The 18420-nt window shown below is 38.5% G+C and carries 12 protein-coding genes; 6 read left to right on the plus strand and 6 right to left on the minus strand.

From position 1 onward, the window contains the following. Window positions 1-67: 67 nt before the first annotated feature. Window positions 68-1315, minus strand: coding sequence for an RDD family protein (locus FGD67_RS04230; protein WP_257173834.1), 1248 nt, complete (start codon window positions 1313-1315; stop codon window positions 68-70). A 394-nt stretch (window positions 1316-1709) separates the two neighbouring features. Here FGD67_RS04230 and cysK point away from each other — a divergent pair, with 394 nt between their 5' ends. Together cysK and FGD67_RS04240 are read left to right on the plus strand one after the other, a co-directional pair. Then, window positions 1710-2690, plus strand: coding sequence for a cysteine synthase A (gene cysK, locus FGD67_RS04235; protein WP_257173835.1), 981 nt, complete (start codon window positions 1710-1712; stop codon window positions 2688-2690). Window positions 2691-2995: 305 nt separating this feature from the next. Then, complete coding sequence (locus FGD67_RS04240; RefSeq protein WP_257173836.1) at window positions 2996-3430, plus strand: hypothetical protein; 435 nt, start codon at window positions 2996-2998, stop codon at window positions 3428-3430. 211 nt (window positions 3431-3641) lie between these two features. Here FGD67_RS04240 and ggt read toward each other — a convergent pair whose 3' ends face one another. Together ggt and FGD67_RS04250 are read right to left on the minus strand one after the other, a co-directional pair. Beyond that, a complete protein-coding gene (ggt, locus tag FGD67_RS04245; protein WP_257173837.1) occupies window positions 3642-5399 on the minus strand; it encodes a gamma-glutamyltransferase in 1758 nt (585 codons plus the stop codon). A gap of 97 nt (window positions 5400-5496) precedes the next feature. Beyond that, window positions 5497-6096 carry a tRNA-uridine aminocarboxypropyltransferase gene (locus FGD67_RS04250; RefSeq protein WP_257173838.1) on the minus strand — a complete coding sequence of 200 codons (600 nt, stop codon included), beginning with the start codon at window positions 6094-6096 and terminating at the stop codon, window positions 5497-5499. Between the two features lie 302 nt (window positions 6097-6398). Here FGD67_RS04250 and FGD67_RS04255 point away from each other — a divergent pair, with 302 nt between their 5' ends. Further along, window positions 6399-7418 (plus strand): sensor domain-containing diguanylate cyclase, encoded by a 1020-nt coding sequence (locus FGD67_RS04255; RefSeq protein ID WP_257173839.1) that lies wholly within the window; start codon window positions 6399-6401, stop codon window positions 7416-7418. A gap of 646 nt (window positions 7419-8064) precedes the next feature. Beyond that, on the plus strand, window positions 8065-8673 hold the full coding sequence (gene rrtA / locus FGD67_RS04260; RefSeq protein ID WP_257173840.1) for a rhombosortase: 609 nt from the start codon (window positions 8065-8067) through the stop codon (window positions 8671-8673). Between the two features lie 5 nt (window positions 8674-8678). Here rrtA and FGD67_RS04265 read toward each other — a convergent pair whose 3' ends face one another. Continuing rightward, a complete protein-coding gene (locus FGD67_RS04265) occupies window positions 8679-10175 on the minus strand; it encodes an FMN-binding glutamate synthase family protein (protein WP_257173841.1) in 1497 nt (498 codons plus the stop codon). A gap of 887 nt (window positions 10176-11062) precedes the next feature. Between FGD67_RS04265 and FGD67_RS04270 the strand changes: the two genes are divergently transcribed. Then, window positions 11063-11899, plus strand: a complete 837-nt coding sequence (locus tag FGD67_RS04270; RefSeq protein WP_257173842.1) for an ABC transporter substrate-binding protein — start codon at window positions 11063-11065, stop codon at window positions 11897-11899. A 95-nt stretch (window positions 11900-11994) separates the two neighbouring features. Here FGD67_RS04270 and FGD67_RS04275 read toward each other — a convergent pair whose 3' ends face one another. Then, window positions 11995-14460 carry a prolyl oligopeptidase family serine peptidase gene (locus FGD67_RS04275; protein ID WP_257173843.1) on the minus strand — a complete coding sequence of 822 codons (2466 nt, stop codon included), beginning with the start codon at window positions 14458-14460 and terminating at the stop codon, window positions 11995-11997. Between the two features lie 453 nt (window positions 14461-14913). Between FGD67_RS04275 and FGD67_RS04280 the strand changes: the two genes are divergently transcribed. Then, window positions 14914-17268 (plus strand): YgiQ family radical SAM protein, encoded by a 2355-nt coding sequence (locus tag FGD67_RS04280; protein ID WP_257173844.1) that lies wholly within the window; start codon window positions 14914-14916, stop codon window positions 17266-17268. Window positions 17269-17345: 77 nt separating this feature from the next. Here FGD67_RS04280 and FGD67_RS04285 read toward each other — a convergent pair whose 3' ends face one another. Next, on the minus strand, window positions 17346-18167 hold the full coding sequence (locus FGD67_RS04285) for a hypothetical protein (protein ID WP_257173845.1): 822 nt from the start codon (window positions 18165-18167) through the stop codon (window positions 17346-17348). Window positions 18168-18420: the final 253 nt, after the last annotated feature.

Here is an 18420-nt window from a genome sequence, read left to right on the forward strand (position 1 = left end):
GCTCATCAATAGTAATCAACAACTATGGATTGCTAGTGGTATTAGCATGTTTTATTAGGCCATTATCTCATCTGGTATCATTATCATTTACCACAATAGTAGCGGATATTTTATCATGGATGGCTTGTCGGTTAGGATCCCAATAAATTTGTGCAAAGCCGAGTAAACCTGTGGCAATACCCGCGCCATAGCCACCATAACGTCCAAAACTGTCCCAGATAGATAAAGGCGTGCCATCTAATTGAATGACACGAATATGGAATAACTTTTTACCCGGTGTTTGGCCATGCCAAATCGCCGTAAACATTGTAAAATAGAAAGCAGCCCAACCAAAACCTATGCCGAGATCTTCAATCAAACCTTGTAGCCAAGCAAAACCTTTATAAACAACCTCGTTACTTGAGTTACCTTTGCTCTTTTCGTGCTCAATATCAGTGTCTAAAGTACTTAATTCAGCTATTTTATCGACTGTATTTTGATTTATAGTACTGTTGTCGTTAATCTCACGGACAAGATCAGAGGCATCAGTAGTCGTTTGATTTTTTTGCTGGGCACCGGTGGTTATATACAATTGTCTAAGCTCTGTGCTTAATTGCTCAAGATGCAAGCGACTTAAGCTGTCTTGCTCTGTAACATTAGCAATCAATAATGCGATAAACTGCTCTGCTTGCTGTGCTGTTGGTGATTGTCCAACATAAGCTAGTAGTAAATCAGCCGTTAATTGTTGCCAACATGCATATTCATCACATTCACTCTGCGCGATAGCAACAGTTGCCGCAACCGATAAAGTACCTTTGATAAACCCTTGCTCATCACGATTATTTTTTATTTTATTTGACGGGCTTAAAACTGTGTCTGGTTGCTGTCCAGCGCGCTCAACTTGGTTATTAAAGTCATTCATTTGGGAGAAGATGTTAGGTAATGTATCAATTAATACAACGAAGACAATAAAAGCACCCGTGAGACGAAGCAGTGTTTTTCTCAATCCCGGCTTTTTGCCAAACTTGGCTGCACGCTGCTTACTGCCAAGTTTAAATAATGTAATAGCAACTAATACAGCCAGCAATTCACCCGGGGCACCGCTTAATATAGCCACTAAACATAGATCAATTAACAGTGCAGCCCCACGACGCCAAGGCACAGCAAGAGCAATACCAAATAATGACTGATCAATTTTAAAAGCAAATGGCGTTAATGTTTCACGAGTTTCTTCAGCAGATAACACTTGCGCGCTACTTTCTGCCGCTGTAGAGCAATTTTCATTACTCGCTGTTGCACTTATTTTCTTAAAGCCAGCATTTACATTATCGGTCACTGTCGTTCCTTTATCACGAATCTTTAGCTATCACGAAATTGTGATAAATTTAACAATATCAATCATCTGCTTACACTTCAAACCTTTTAATGGTGCCCAGAAATAGTTTTCAATTGAGCATTTACCAACAAAAACATTTGATTTAAATACCATTAATTCGATATCTATTCCTTTTTCGCATATAAGAGATCAAAATATCACTTCTTTTTCTGCCATAAAGCGTTAATCTAATGGCAAAGTGTTAACTTAGCTTTGCTGTTCTTTCATTGTAGTCTCTGCTATAAAATGATAAGTCAGTAAGCTATTAAACTGAAAAACTCAGCGGTTAACCCATGTAAATAATTAATACATCTGTATGACACACTCGCTTAATACGATGAAACAGGATTAAAAAATGTCTACTATATTCGAAGATAACTCAACAGCAATTGGTAATACACCACTCGTTAAACTTAACCGCATTGTTACTGGTGAAAATACGGCCAATATCTACGCAAAAATAGAAGCACGTAACCCAAGCTTTAGTGTTAAGTGTCGCATCGGTGCCAATATGATTTGGGATGCCGAGAAGAAAGGTTTACTTACTGCGGGTAAATCTATTGTTGAACCAACCAGTGGAAATACCGGTATTGCTTTGGCGTTTGTTGCTGCCGCTCGTGGTTATGAAATCACTTTAACCATGCCAAACACGATGAGCTTAGAGCGTAGAAAACTCCTGATCGCCTTAGGTGCTAAATTGGTATTAACCGATGGTGCTAAAGGCATGGGCGGTGCTATCGCTAAAGCACAAGAAATTAAAGATGCTGATCCAGAAAACGTAGTACTACTTGGCCAATTTGATAATCCTGCTAACCCTGAAATTCACGAAAAAACCACTGGACCTGAAATTTGGAAAGACACCAAAGGTCAGGTTGATTTCTTCGTTGCCGGTGTTGGTACGGGTGGTACGATTACGGGTACAAGTCGATACCTTAAAAGTGTTGCCAAACATAAGATCATATCCGTAGCGGTTGAGCCGACTGATTCTCCAGTTATTACACAAGCAATGGCCGGTCAAGAATTAAAGCCTGGTCCTCATAAAATTCAAGGTATTGGCGCCGGCTTTATTCCTGGTAACTTAGACCTTTCAATTGTTGATGCAGTTGAACAAGTATCAAATGATGATTCTATGGCTATGGCACACCGCTTAATGAAAGAAGAAGGTATTCTTGCCGGTATTTCATCCGGCGCCGCTGTTGTTGCCGCTAAGCGTATTGCAGAAAGACCAGAGAATGCTGGTAAGAATATTGTTGTTATTCTCCCTAGCTCTGCTGAACGCTACCTTTCAAGTGCATTGTTTTCTGATTCATTTACCGATGAAGAACTTGCACAATAATTAGCACCGCAAAGTAAATACTGAGTTAGCACTAATGTTAGCTCGATGATAAAAGGCATGACTTACTCAAAAGGTCATGCCTTTTTTGTTAATCACGTATCCTTCGTTCCCCTTCATGTTTTGCATCCATCCAATAACATCGAAAAACAAAAAAAACATATAAAACAGCGACATTCAAGTTATCCCACTTTGACTAGCATTTAAAAATAGCATCATAAATCACCGAGAATCATAACCAACCTCTAGCATTGCCCACAACCTTTGAGGTAACATGAGATTAACTTCACATACTTAACTATTAGCATATGAATTATTTAAAATTTATCACCTTAAGCCTCTTGCTGTTACTAACTGCTTGTGGTGAAGAAGACAAAAACAAAATTAACGATGTCGACAACCCCGAAGTTGTCGCAATTGAATTCTTTAATGCATTGTATAATGAAAAAAATATTGAAAAAGCAGCCTCCGTATGTAGCCCTCGGTTATCACGTATTATTTTACACTATAAATCAACAAAAGCGGTTGCAAGGCATTTATTCAATATGTCGTACGATAAGGTTGAGATAAAACCAGATGATAGTGGTGTAAAAGTTAGGGAGCAATTTAAAAATGCAGCGGTTATTACCGTTTTTTTCGATGGTTACTACCACGACGATCATTTAAAAGATGTTAAACGACTATCATTAATTCAAATAGACAATAAATGGGTTATCGATAAGATCTTAAAAGACCCTTTTTAAACTGTCATAGTTATACCAAGTTTATTCAGTTTGTTCTCACTCAGCGCTTACCAGCATTTTGAGAACAACGATCATTTTGTGAATATAGTTATTAGAATTGGTATTAGTACCATTGATATTATTTAAATAACTAAAAACGGCGTCAATATTGACGCCGTTTTTTAGCTGCACATTTAGCAATTTATGCTTTAAATCATTAATAATTCAGCAGTTAATAGCCAATCGCCTTACCTTCACGACGAGGATCAGCACCACCTCTTAAATAACCATCAGATATTTCAATCGCTTGAATGCCACTATTTAAGTCTCGCACTATTACTTTGTGTCCTTTAGCCTCTAATGCAGGTTTAAGCTGCACTAACTCCGTACCTTTTTCTAAGGTGGTAACTAGGTTACGATTAGTCAGATGCGGCAGATTAATCGCTGATTGTGGATCAAGTTGCCAATCTAAAATTGCAATCATGGTTTGCGCTACGTAATTAATAATACGGCTGCCTCCTGGAGAACCAACAACCAGCTTTAGCGAGTCGTCTTGATTAAATACCATCATCGGCGCCATAGAGCTACGTGGTCGCTTACCTGGCTCTAATCGATTAGCAACCCACTGTCCATTTCTTTTCGGATCAAGAGAAAAATCAGTTAATTGATTGTTGAGAATAAAGCCTTCAACCATCAGTGCAGAGCCAAAGCCCATTTCGACACTTGTGGTCATAGATATTGCATTACCCTCTTGATCTACAATAGAAATATGACTGGTTGACGGCAATTCAAAAGCATTGTCATCGGCTTGCGCTACTGCTCCGGTTGGCAGACCAGCAACAGCTGTTCCCATGTCTATATCAAGTTTAATTAATGCTGAGCGCTGCGCCATATACTGTTTATCAATCAACCCTTTTGTCGGCACATTAACAAAACTGCTATCGGCAACATAACGATTACGGTCTGCGAACGCTAAGCGTGAACTTTGACTAAATAAGTGTGCGAACTTAGCATCATCCATCGACAATTTTGCCATATCAAAGCGTTCAAGTTGACCAAGTATTTGAATAATAGCCAAACCACCAGAGCTTGGCGGCGCCATACCACACACTTGATATTGTCGATAAGAACCACAAATTGCAGATTGTTCTTTAGCTTGATAACTTTTCATATCGCTTAATGTTAAACGCCCCGGTGCAATGGGTGAATTTTGCACTGCAGCGACAATTTTTTTCGCTATCCAGCCTTGATAAAAAACCTCAAGCCCCTCAGCAGCGATACTGCGATACACCGCTGCTAGCTTTTTGTTTTTTAACAATTGCCCTGCCTTTATTGGCATACCATTTGGAAAAAAGTAGCCTTTAATCGTCGGCAATTTAGTAATTCCAGGGTTAAACTCCATCGCGACAAGTTTTTCAAGCCGTGGCGAAACAATAAAACCATCTTCAGCTAGTTTAATGGCATCTGCAAACAACATTCCCCATGCCAGCTTGCCATATTTATCATGGGCCTTTTTAAGCCCGGCTAAAACACCTGGAACGCCCACAGATCGCCCGCCAACAACCGCATCTATCCAAGAGATAACTTTACCATTTTCATCTAAAAACATATCCGTAGTTGCTGCAGCTGGTGCAGTTTCTCTACCGTCAAATGTGGTTAATTGCTGATTTTTTTTATCCCAATGCAACATAAAAGCACCACCACCAATACCTGATGATTGTGGTTCAACTAAGGTTAATACCAACTGCACAGCAATTGCTGCATCGATTGCACTGCCACCTTGTTTGAGGATTTTATATCCTACATCACTTGCATAAGGATTTGCTGTAGCTACCATGGCATGTTGGGTAACAATGGTTTGCTTTTTAACCACACCCGTTGCCGCTTCTGGTTCGCGATCTTCTCGCTTTTGAGCTGGCTCTGCTGCAATTAAGACACTGCTAGAGAGCAGGAGCAAAGATATTAGCCCTTTAATGGCTGGATTTGACATGATATTCCTTAATAGAAAATTTGAGATAAGCTAAAACCACATTAGTATGACCTAATGTACATAAAAATTAAATGCCTTTGGGCCGGTGAGTTAATCGCTAAACACGTTTACTAAATGATTGTTGAAATTGATTAAACTTAACAAAACTATCGAGCAAGGCTTGATAGTTTTCTGCTTTATTTTCTAGATATATTAAAGCATGACAACATGCTTCTAATGATGAGAGTGCATTATTTTTTTTAGTTTTTCTAATCTGATAAAGGCTGGCAATACCTTGAGGTAAAATAATGTGTTTTATTTTATGTAAACAAGGATTTAACATAAATATACGGTAGGCTTTCTTCCATGTACCATCAAGTATGATGAGACATTTTATATCACTGAGTTTGTTTTTAACAAGTTCAGCTGATTGCGTGCTTAATTCTAATGCCTGCTCACTCGGATATAGCAATGCTATTTTGTCACCATAATATGCCAAACGCTCGGTTAATAGTTGGCATTGCGAAAAGTCTTCACCAACAATGACTTCACAACTAGACAATGATTGCTGTAACAAAGTCACCGTACCTTTGCTTTGTTTTACTTCGCTGGGGTGTTGCAAGACAAGGACATCGATGTGGTTAGCAACATTAACAGCAAAAGCACAAATACAGGCTTTTTCTGGTCGTTGGCATTGTAGACATAAGGCTCTAGACATTGATTTCAAATAACAGAATTTATAATCGTTAAGTTTACGAAATTTTCTCAGCAAATTTAAGCTGTTTGTCACATTACTTTTATAATATTTTCTTATATTTAACCCATTTCATTTACCCTGTAACCTTATGTAATGTTGTGTAATGGCCGTTATATGACTGCTCTACTATATTGTATCTTGGACTTCGTTGTTGCTAATTCAATCTATCAATCAACACTATTAGTTAATTAAGTGACTTTGATCAATAGCCACTTAATTAATAGTTTATCAGGCAATAAAATAAGGTTTAATGAGGAGTAGTTGTGCATAAAACCTATCAACACCATAATGTCACCGATTCAGATAACACGCTGAATTATATCTTAGATGTCATTGTAGAAGGCGTCTGGGACTGGAATGGCAAAACAGGAAGTGTTACCCGTAGTCCAGGGTGGTACCGTATGTTAGGTTACGATATTGCCGCTTTTAAAGCAGACGTTTTTACTTGGGAAAATATTATCCACCCTGAAGATTACCCAAGGGTTATGCATCAGTTTGAGTGCTACATATCAGGTGAGATTAATCTTTACGAAGTCGAGTACCGCTGTAAGAAATCAGACGGGAGTTACCTATGGATTATGGATCGAGGCACTATTATCGACAGGAACCCAGATGGTAGTGTTGCACGTATGATTGGCGCACATCATAACATTCATCAACAAATTATTACTCAACATGAACTGAACAAACAAAATGTGCTATTGCAAGATGGTAATTTGACATTGGCAAAAGTTATTGAGCAAAAAACCCATGAATTAACAGAAAGAAATGCCCAGTTGGAAAGAAAAATTATTGAAATAGAGTCAAGCTCAAACATAGACCCTTTAACTAAGGTTGCTAACCGTAAACTTTTTGAAACCGCATTACATAAAGAAATAATGCGTGCTAATCGCTACCACCACCCGCTGACCTTAGCTATTTTCGATATTGATAAATTCAAAGAAATTAATGATAAATATGGTCATAAAGTCGGTGATGCTATTCTATGTAATATTTGTCAGTTAGTGGACAGTAATATTAGAGATGTTGACTTACTTGCCCGTTGGGGAGGCGATGAGTTTGTTATTATTTTTCCTGAACAGTCTCAACAACAAGCCCATATAACCAGCGAGAAGCTCCGTGTCATTATCAATCAACATCAAGTAACATCGGACATATTAGTTACCTGCAGCTTTGGTGTCGGACAGTATCAACAAGGAGATTCAATAACCGACTTGTTCCAACGGGTAGATAACTTACTTTATATCTCAAAAGAACGAGGCCGCAATCAAGTATACTCCTAAAAAATATTGCTCATACCAAGTCGATTAAGTTTCTTCCCACTCAGCGCTTACCAGCGTTTTGAGAACAACGATTATTTTGTGAATATAGTTATTCTATAGTAAGGCGATTATCGAACCACTAGTAAGCTCCCCAAGGGTGATTTTAAAAGGCTTACAGGCCGTGTTATTGAGTCAATAAGGTGCTCACAGGGATGTGAGTCATTAGAACAACGCAGGAGCAGTTGTCGAGAATAACCATTATCTTCAACCAATGCCTTGCCTGCATGGATGTAGGTACTTAGCTTCAGTCTGGAACTGTTAACCTGTGCCGCTAAAGCTTTTAAACTTCACTGAGTGGGAAGGAACTTAGTAGCATTGGTATCATATACACATAAGAGCAATAGTTTATCACTCGCCAAGCGACTAAATATCAATATTTGGTATTTCTCAGTTGCTACAGTGCTATTGAACTGCTTTTAAAGCTAGCGTTTAATAAAACTATCACTTCTTTATTAAGTGACTTTACTTAAATTACCCAAGTTAAATTACCCAAGTTAAGTTATCTAGAAAATTCCCTCTAAACTATGGTTTCTAAAGCAGCATTCAACTGCTAAAGTGCTCAGTAACATCAAATATTTATATTAACAGCGAATAAGCCCACCAATACATGCTGCAATTAAAACCTTTACCCATACAGGCAACTCATAGCCTTGGTCCTTTGTTCATCTTAGTTATCGCTTTTATCGCGTTTATCCTTGATGCTCAAATTTCTGATACACTCATTTATAATCGCAGCTTAGTCGATGCTGGTGAGGTTTGGCGCTTAATTACTGGCCATTTTTTTCATTCAAATGCTAATCATTTTATGCTTAATGCGGCAGCGGTAGTACTGTTATGGGCATTGCATGGTCAATATTATCATTATAAAAACTATGCCATTATTTTTATCACCAGTGCCGTTATCTGCAGCCTTGGTATTCATTGGATGTCATTAGATATTGCCTTGTATGTCGGTTTATCTGGTGTTCTACATGGCTTTTTTGTTTGGGGTGCCCTTATGGACATAAAACATAAAGAGAAGACGGGCTATTTATTATTTATTGGCGTTGTTTTAAAAATTGCGCATGAGCAAATTCATGGCGCCAGCGCAGATGTCGAGTTACTTATTGGCGCAAGTGTTGCCACCGACGCCCATTTATATGGTGCTATAGGTGGCTTATTAGCATTCTTGAGTTTACATGTTAATAATAAACAAGTAGCAAAGGAGACAGTTTAATCGGCTTAATTATCCGTTTGATCATAAGGGTGTAATTTATCAAGAGCAATAGATAAACCGTTATCTTGAATAATACGAATATGGTGACGATCCAACTTTCTCGCATGCCTAACACCACATGAATGCGCTAATAGTCCAACACCATATTGAATATATTTATGATAGTTAGCTACTCGCTCTGCTTTATCTATCGGATCTAAGCCTCGTTGTAATTTGATGTTATGGGTAGTAATACCAGTAGGACAAGTATCCTTATTACACTGCATTGCTTGAATACAACCCAAGGCAAACATAAACCCCCTTGCTGAGTTTACCGCATCGGCCCCCATAGCAAGCGCCCAAGCAACTTTCGATGGCGTGATTAATTTGCCGGCACAAATGACTCGGATGCGATCACGTAAACCATATTCAGCTAGTAAATTAACCACCAACGGTAAACTTTCTTTTAACGGCAAACCGACATAATCCATTAACGGTTGTGGTGCGGCTCCTGTACCACCATCAGCGCTGTCGATAGTAATAAAGTCTGGTGCAAATTCAGCTCCTTGGAGGTTGATCTCTTCAAGTAATGCTCTTAACCAAAGAGATTCTCCAATAACCGCTTTAAAGCCAACTGGCTTACCTGTGACCTCACGCACCCGATTCACCATAACCAATATATCCTGCACTGACTTGATATCAGGGTGAGCATTTGGACTGATTGAATCTACACCTGGCATTATACCTCGTATTCTAGCAATTTCTGCGGTGACCTTTTTACCCGGTAAAATCCCCCCTTTGCCGGGTTTAGCACCTTGAGACAATTTAATTTCAAACATTTTAATTTGTGACTTAGCCGCTAATGTTACCAACATTTTATCGCATAACTGCCCGTGCTCATCCCTAACACCATATTTAGCCGTACCTATTTGGAAAACAAGATCTGCACCGCTGGCTAAATGATATTCACTAATACCGCCCTCTCCCGTGTTCATCCAGCATCCTGCTTTAGCAGCGCCATTTGACAAAGCTTTTACCGCCGTTGCCGACAAAGCACCAAAACTCATGGCAGAAATATTAAATAATGACTCGCTGGTATAAGGCTCTCGACAATAAGGGCCATAAGTAATGCTGCTCGGAGGCACAGCATCTTCTTCTAGTGTTGGAAAGGCACAGTTCATAAACATGATAGTGCCCGTCGGCTCTAGGTTTCTGGTTGAGCCAAAAGCAACAGTACGTTCAACATCTTTTGCCGCTCGATAAACCCAACTCCGCTCAGCTCTATTGAATGGCAACTCTTCACGATCCATAGCGAAAAAGTATTGTCTAAAAAACTCACCTTGTTTTTCAAATAAATACCTAAAGCGACCAATCACCGGATAATTACGGCGTATTGCATGCTTGTTTTGTGTTTTATCAACGATATACATATAAATTATCGCCAAAAAACCTACCCCTAACAACAATATAAATAGTGCGGAAAGTTTTTCTAAATAGCTGAGCATGCCATACATGTTATCCATTATTTACCTCGTAAATTGTTATAGTTTTATAAAAGCTTGAGCCAGTAACTTGTATAAATTCATCATGAGCCCTTTTCATCAAGAAAACAGATGCTGTTGCATTGTATTCGTTTAAAGTACATTTAATATCATTATATTGCTAATATTTGGCATTATCACGTCAGTTGTATATGATTATTTAGTGTACTAGGGGCTGTTGATGTTCATTTTAGTCTCTGCTATTAGCTAACTTTTGAGATAACAAGGCGAAAAGTGTGCGATGTTAGGTTGAAAATCAACCATACTTCCTTGAGTTGCCTTGAACAAGCGTCAATCTTTATTGGCTACAGGACATAGGTACTTAGCGTGAGCGGGACGCGGTAAGCTGTGCTTAATATGCATTTGGGGCAAGCAAACATAATATGAACTGCCTCGATTGCCAACTTTTTCAAGTGCAACAGAGCGGTGATAAAGTGCAAGATCAACAGCCTCTAAAAAATTAACAAACTGTAAAAGTATATTATACCAAGTCTATTAAGTTTGTTCCCACTCAGCGCTTATCAGCGTTTTGAGAACAACAATCATTTTGTCAATATAGTATTCTATATAAAGGAAATTATCGAAACGCTGGTAAGCTTCCCAAGGGTGATTTTAAAGTCTTACAGGCCGTGTTGTTGATTTTGATAAGGTTCTCACAGGGATGTGAGTCATTAGAGCAACGCAGGAGCAGTTGCCGAGAATAACCATTATCTTCAACCAATACCTTGCCTACATGGATGTACTTAGGTTCAGCCTGGAACGGTGAACCTGTGCCGCTAAACTTTTTAAATTTCACTGAGTCAGAAGAAACTTAGTAAAATGGGTATTACTAGCCATAAATGGAATTAGCTTTAAATAAGGAAATCAAATTGCAACAAGATAAAAAAACTCTCGCCATCACCACGCAACATCAGAGTAACGTAACATATCAACTTAAAAAACTATTATCTCTTGCGATGATAATATTCACTGGCACGACTTCAGCTGACACTAACAATGTCCCAGTCATACATTTAGTTACAGAACATCTACCACCATATCAAATTGAAAATAAAAACAAAAAATCATCGGGTTTTGCGGTAGACATCATTAAAGAAACCATGGCTCGTAGCAATTACACCTATTCATTAAAAAGCTATCCGTGGGTTCGTTCCTATAAATTAGCCCAAATTAAAGCTAATCACTGTATATTTTCAATCGCACGATTGAAGTCAAGAGAAGCACTATTTAAATGGGTAGGTCCAATATCAAAAGTTAACAATACTGCGATGTGGGGGCTAAAAGACCAAAAAATAGTGGTTAATAACCTCGAAGATGCAAAAAAATATACCATAGCTGTTAACCGTAACGATATTGCTCATACCGGCTTAGTTGAGCGTGGTTTTATTGAAGGTAAACATCTGTATGTGTTAGATGATGCAAAATCTTTAATTAATATCCTTATTACTCGACCTGAAATTGACTTAATTGTTGCCGACGATACCACTGTTAATTTTCGAGCAGAATTAGCCGGTGTAAGTGTAGATAAATTACAAAAAATACATGAGATTAAGGGCTTACCGCTAGATTTCTTCTTCGCCTGCAGTCGACAAACAGATGATAAAATCATTAAACACTTAGCCACAAAATTGCATAGCCTTTATAAAGACGGTACTTACGAAGCAATATGGAACCAATGGAAAAGCAAAATGATCAGTATTGAATAATCATTCATAAAAAAGGCCTCTGTAGTTACTCACCATGAGGCCTTTGACATTTATACCAAGTCTATTAAATACGACTAGGGGCTAAATCACTAGTTTTATAGGGTATTTTCAAATAACTTATAAATTCTCCGGTATTCATTTAACCAAGAGCTTGGTTGCACAAAACCATGCGGCTCTACTGGGTAAATAGCTGTTTCAAAGTCTTGTTTTTCCAATTCAATTAAGCGCTGAACCAAACGCACGGTATCTTGGAAGAAGACATTATCGTCAACCATAGGTGCATTAATTAACAACGGTTTCTCTAAGCCTTCAGCAAAGTAAATTGGTGAACTGCGCTCATAAGCAATAGGGTCATCACCCGGCATATTCAAAATATTAGCAGTATAACCATGATTATAATAAGCCCAATCAGATACTAAGCGTAATGCCGAACCTGATTGAAATAAATCAGGTGCGGTAAACATCGACATTAACGTTAAAAAGCCACCGTAAGAGCCACCATAAGTACCCACACGCTTGGCATCAACATTGGCATTTTCAACTAACCAATTTACGCCATCACGCATATCTTGTACTTCTGGTTTACCCATATGACGATAAATGGCTGTGCGCCAATCACGTCCATAGCCTTTCGATGCACGGTAATCCATATCAATAACCACATAGCCTTGTTGTACTAACATGCTGTGGAACATGTATTCACGAAAGTAACCTGACCAACCCAGATGTGAGTTTTGCAAGTAACCAGCACCGTGGCTAAACATCACGGCTTTATTTTTATTCGTATTTTGGTCATAACCTTTTGGCAAATATACTTTTGAATAAATTGGCTGCTCTTGATGTGACGATGCGATGGCAACTACATTAGGTGCTGACCAAGGCATCGCTAAAAACGCTTCTGAAACTGTATGCGTTAATTGAATGGCCTCTACATTGTTAGTAATGTCTTTCACATATAACTCTGGTGGCATGGTAATTTCAGAATGTTGAATGAGTAACTTTGACTCATCAGGGCTCAAGGCATAATCATTCATACCACCTAAATTAGTTAACGCAGTGACCTGAGCTGAATCGACATCAACTTTATAAATTTCGTAAATGCCCGGATGCTTTTTATTGGCTTTGAAGTAAATACTTTTTTCATCGGCAGATACCGTTAGATCATTAACCTCAAAGTTACCTGATGTTAACGCTTTAGCTTTGCCCGTTAATGGTTTTACATATAAATGTGCGTAACCACTTTCTTCTGAAAGATAATATAAGCTATCTGCATTATCTAACCAACCTAACTCATTGAAAGTGTAGTTTATCCATGCATCGTCATGTAAACGATGTTGTGATACGAGCGCTTTCTGGTCAAAATCAACGCTAGCTATCCAACGGTCTTTGTTATCCCATGCTTCGAGCATAATAGCGACTTGATCGCCATTGTCTTGCCATTGGATCGGCTCCCGAGCTTGTATAACATGGATATTACGCGCTGATTTTTTTGATTTATATTCTTTGCCTTCACGCGCATAGTTTTCTTTGCGCACACTAGCCAGTACATCGTCGTCAAAACCAGGTAGGCTGTCATAACTTAATAAAGCTTTTGTACCTTGGCTTAAATCTAAAATATAAAGTTGCTCAGCATATTGACGGTTATCCGCAACGCGAGGACGTGCCTTTTGTGCTTTTATTTGACCATCGCCAGCAATATAATTTGGCATAATGTCGCTGTCATTACGCGCCGATTTTTCAGGCGCTACACTCACCACTAATTTATCACCGGTAGGTGACAAGCTGGCATGTACAACACGGTTGTCTTTACCTAGATAAAAATTGGTTTGAGTAACGGTGCTATTATTTACCCGTAATTGACGTTTTTGCTCGGCACGCAAGTCTTTATTACGCTTCTGTAAGGCGATATATTCAATCAACTCATGCTGCTCAGTTGCAATATAGCTTGAGCTTTCTGCTCTCGACTTTTCGCCGTCAGTCATTTTTAAGTTCGCCAACTCAATAATTTTTTGGCTACTCATATCATGTGCATAAAAAACATTATCAACACGATAAGCAATATTGCCATTAGTTAGAAACATCGCTGATGACTCAACGGCTGATGTGTACGTTAGCTGTTGCACTTTTTGGCTAGCAAGCTCTTTAACAAAGACATTACCTTCAAAAGTATAAACTTCATGCGTACCAGCACTATTTAATATGGCATCCCGATCGGCAACAACATGCATTTGTGCCAGTTTCACTAACTCACCATTACCTTGTCTGCTGATGTTTTTTTGCACTAAATCTCGTAATGGATTACCTTGACGTTTTTGCTGATAAAAAATAGTGGCGCTGTCATCACCCCAATACCATGACTCTGGAGAGCGTCCAAACCAGTCAGGATCAGACATGATTTTTTCTAAGGTTATGGTTGTAGAGTTTGTTTGTCCGATGGCTTGTGTAGTCGCAACTTCATTGGCAGCATGGGCATCACTTTCTAATGCAACTTGCTTTTGTTCTGTTGATACACAGGCAACTAAAGAAAAACTAATAGCGGCGGCAATTAATTGTAATTTCATAATTTATTAACTTATTTTACTTATATGAGTGGCTTTATATAATTGTCTAAATGACATAAATATTGTTAACAGCGTTTAGAGCAAGCAAACTAATGTGTTAGTACTTAGCGACAGCTGATCCATTCGATGTTAATAATCATGCGATTAAGCACGATACTTAAGCCTAGTTATACTAAGCTATTGATAAGTTTTCAATGCCCGTGTTATTTAACGCGACCAATAACGAATTTTATACGATGAATATCATGACGCATGTATCGCTAGCAGCAGTTATATTTTTTAAATAGCATCAAGCATGTTTGGGCTTAGCTTTTAATTCTGCTATAATCGCGCGCCGAATCGATGTGACATTTATCACTGAAGTATTTACTGCTTGATAAATAGTTCGTTATGACTTTACAAGTGCACAGTTTCAAAAGTGTCACTATTGCAGAAATTAATTTTAGGTATTGTATGAATTTAGCGTCAACACAAAAAGTAACTCCAAAACTATTCGATTACCCAAAGTATTGGGCGGAGTGCTATGGAACGGCGCCATTTTTACCGATGTCTCGTCAAGAAATGGACGTACTAGGCTGGGATAGTTGCGATATTATTCTAGTTACTGGCGATGCCTATGTTGATCATCCAAGCTTTGGCATGGCGGTTATTGGCCGTATGCTTGAGTCACAAGGCTTTCGCGTCGGCATAATTGCTCAACCTGATTGGAAAACGAAAGACGCTTTCATGCAGTTAGGTAAACCCAATTTATTTTTTGGTGTCACTGCTGGCAACATGGACTCGATGATCAATCGCTACACCGCTGAACGCCGTATGCGCCATGATGATGCCTACACACCTAATGATGAAGGTGGCAAACGTCCCGATCGTGCTGTTACCGCTTATACCCAAAAATGTAAAGAAGCCTACAAAGGCGTACCTATTATTATTGGTGGTATCGAAGCAAGTTTGCGCCGAGTTGCTCATTATGATTATTGGTCTGATAAAGTGCGTCAATCTGTATTATTTGACTCAAAAGCGGATCTATTAATTTACGGTAATGCCGAGCGTCCATTAATTGAAATTGCCCATCGTATCGCCAATGGCGACGAGGTTAAAAACATTACCGATGTACGTGGTAGCGCATTTTTAGCCAATCAAGTATTACCCGGCTGGAAAGGCATAGACTCTCGCAGTATTGATAAACCGGGCAAAATTGACCCTATTTACAGCCCATATCAAGATATGACCTCGCCTGATTGCGCCACAACATCTGCCGATGCAGCCGTGAATGCTGCTGATACCATGATAAAAAATGCCGCTGAGAAAGATATTACGAAAACTGCGCAACCTATTCAATTAAGTGAGTTTCGTGCGACAGCGCACAAAAATAAATCATGGTCAGATAAGAAAAAGCCATGGGAAACTACTTATATTAACTTGCCAACATTTGAGCAAGTTAGAGACAACAAAACCCTTTATGCTCATGCTTCGCGTATTTTTCATCAAGAAGTAAATCCGACATCAGCAAAGCCATTAGTGCAAAAGCATGGCAGCCGCTTAATTTGGTTAAATCCGCCAGCAACGCCGCTATCTGAAGCAGAAATGGACGGTGTATTTGGTTTACCGTATCAACGTGTGCCGCATCCAAGTTATGGCAATGCTAAAATTCCTGCCTATGACATGATCAAAACCTCTATCAATATTATGCGTGGTTGTTTTGGTGGTTGTACGTTCTGCTCTATTACTGAGCATGAAGGACGTATCATTCAAAGTCGTAGTGAAGATTCAATTATCGCTGAGATTGAAGATATCAAATTAAAAGTACCTGGTTTTACCGGCGTTATTTCCGATCTTGGCGGACCTACTGCCAACATGTACAAATTGAATTGTAAAAGTGAAAAAGCGGAAGCAACTTGTCGTAAGCCGTCATGTGTTTGGCCAACTATTTGTGGCCATTTAGATACTGACCATACGCCAACCATTAACCTATACCGCAGAGCGCGAAAAATCCCAGGTATTAAGAAGATACTGATTGCTTCAGGCGTCAGATATGATTTAGCGATTGAATCCCCTGAATATGTTAAAGAATTAGCAACTCATCATGTGGGCGGCTATTTAAAAATTGCCCCTGAACATACCGAAGAAGGGCCATTAAATAAAATGATGAAGCCAGGTATGGGCAGCTATAACAAGTTTAAAGAAATGTTTGATCATTACTCAAAACTTGCTGGTAAAAAGCAGTATTTGATCCCCTACTTCATCTCCGCGCATCCAGGGACTACCGATTTAGACATGGTTAATTTGGCACTGTGGTTAAAAGAAAATGACTTTAAGCTCGATCAAGTGCAAAACTTTTATCCGTCACCATTAGCCAATGCCACTACGCTGTATCACACAGAAATTGACTCATTGCGTAATGTTAAGAAAGACAGTGCGACCGTGGCAGTACCAAAAGGAACAATTCAACGTCGTTTGCATAAAGCGATATTGCGTTATCATGATCCGGCTAACTGGGGCATTATTCGTGAGGCATTGAAAAAAATGGGCTTAGCGAGAAAGCTTATTGGTAGCCAGCCGGGTTGTTTAGTGCCGAACGAGAGCAGAAACGAAACCGCGCAAGTGCATTATAAAAATAATGGCAAAGGTAAAAATAACGCGCTGGGTAATAAAACTTCTCCTGGTCAAGAAAAGCGTTATGGTAAAAAGCCAGTAACGGCTAAAAAAGCGAAACCTGGCGATAAAGCAAAACAAGGCTTAACACGTTTTTCTGACAATCAATTTAATGACAGAAAACCGACAAGTCCTGTGAAGAAAAAACGCAATTAATAACAAAAGGCTCTAATTGATTAGAGCCTTTTTTAATATTAATCATGTTCAGGATATTATGAATAATTAATGAGTAGTTACTGAAAGTCATCTGTTAACCAATCGTACATTGAAATTGCATAATTTATCGATAATAACAACGCCCTTTCTTGTTCATTCAACCTATTAAGTAGCCAAATCTTTGGTTTTCCGACTAGAGAATTTATTGCTATAAGCTTGTTTGACTCATATATAAAAACCCCCGAAACACGTTCATTTAATAGCCATAAAGGTTTCTTATGCTGCAAATTAACATCATTATCAAAAACATTAAGTTCTTGTTTCGAAAATTCAATATTGTAAGTGTTATCAGCCTGCCAAAGTTTTGCTGTTCTGCTACGATCAGCTAACTTTTCAATTAGCAAATTCCAAGTTTTATCATTATTAACTATTTTACAAAGTAACTTTGATTGATATGTAATGTTCATTTCAACGTTGCTTTTCTTTTCATGCTCAGTCGCCCCACCAATTAAAACTTCACAAGAAGATGAATACTGTCCGTCATATTGACCGTCTAGCTGAAAAGAATAGTGTTGTTGTGTCATTGTATCCCAACGTTCAACGTCTTTTTGTAAACTTTCACCTAAAAAAGCCCAGTTAAGAAAATAGTTTAGGTATATTTCTCGCTCTTTAACACTAGATTCAGTAGATTGTCCGCTGACATTTGCATTTACAATATGATACTTACCAAGCGCCTGCTCATAAACATCATCTGTTAGACGCCACGTTGGCTCTTTGAAAGTATACAGCAAAGCATTTTCTACAAAATCTGCAGGTGCAACAACAGAGGGTTCGCTAACAGAGACGCAAGCTGTTAGAAGTAATATGCTTGAGCAGCAAGAAAATAAATTTTTAATCATAATGAGTCAACTTATCCATTCGAATTATTATGCAAATTATATTACTCTGCTTATATGTAAGAGTCTGTTTATAATTTATATACCAGTAGATACTATCATGATGTTCATGCTAAAAATCATGTTCCAAGATAAGTTTATTGCCGAAAGTTAGTTCATTGAATCGAGTAGAAAATGATTTTAATTGGAATGTAAAAGATACTACAAGCTTATGTGTTAATACCCACTTCAAATGATTAAGGGTCAACGACCGCAT

The organism is Colwellia sp. M166, assembly GCF_024585285.1.
Lineage (GTDB): Bacteria > Pseudomonadota > Gammaproteobacteria > Enterobacterales > Alteromonadaceae > Cognaticolwellia.

Bases quoted from the DNA above. Each gene is read 5' to 3' on its own strand.
- cysK (WP_257173835.1), top strand. From the start codon at position 1,710: ATGTCTACTATATTCGAAGATAACTCAACAGCAATTGGTAATACACCA.
- FGD67_RS04240 (WP_257173836.1), top strand. From the start codon at position 2,996: ATGAATTATTTAAAATTTATCACCTTAAGCCTCTTGCTGTTACTAACT.
- ggt (WP_257173837.1), bottom strand. From the start codon at position 5,399: ATGTCAAATCCAGCCATTAAAGGGCTAATATCTTTGCTCCTGCTCTCT.
- FGD67_RS04250 (WP_257173838.1), bottom strand. From the start codon at position 6,096: ATGTCTAGAGCCTTATGTCTACAATGCCAACGACCAGAAAAAGCCTGT.
- rrtA (WP_257173840.1), top strand. From the start codon at position 8,065: ATGCTGCAATTAAAACCTTTACCCATACAGGCAACTCATAGCCTTGGT.
- FGD67_RS04265 (WP_257173841.1), bottom strand. From the start codon at position 10,175: ATGGATAACATGTATGGCATGCTCAGCTATTTAGAAAAACTTTCCGCA.
- FGD67_RS04275 (WP_257173843.1), bottom strand. From the start codon at position 14,460: ATGAAATTACAATTAATTGCCGCCGCTATTAGTTTTTCTTTAGTTGCC.
- FGD67_RS04280 (WP_257173844.1), top strand. From the start codon at position 14,914: ATGAATTTAGCGTCAACACAAAAAGTAACTCCAAAACTATTCGATTAC.
- FGD67_RS04285 (WP_257173845.1), bottom strand. From the start codon at position 18,167: ATGATTAAAAATTTATTTTCTTGCTGCTCAAGCATATTACTTCTAACA.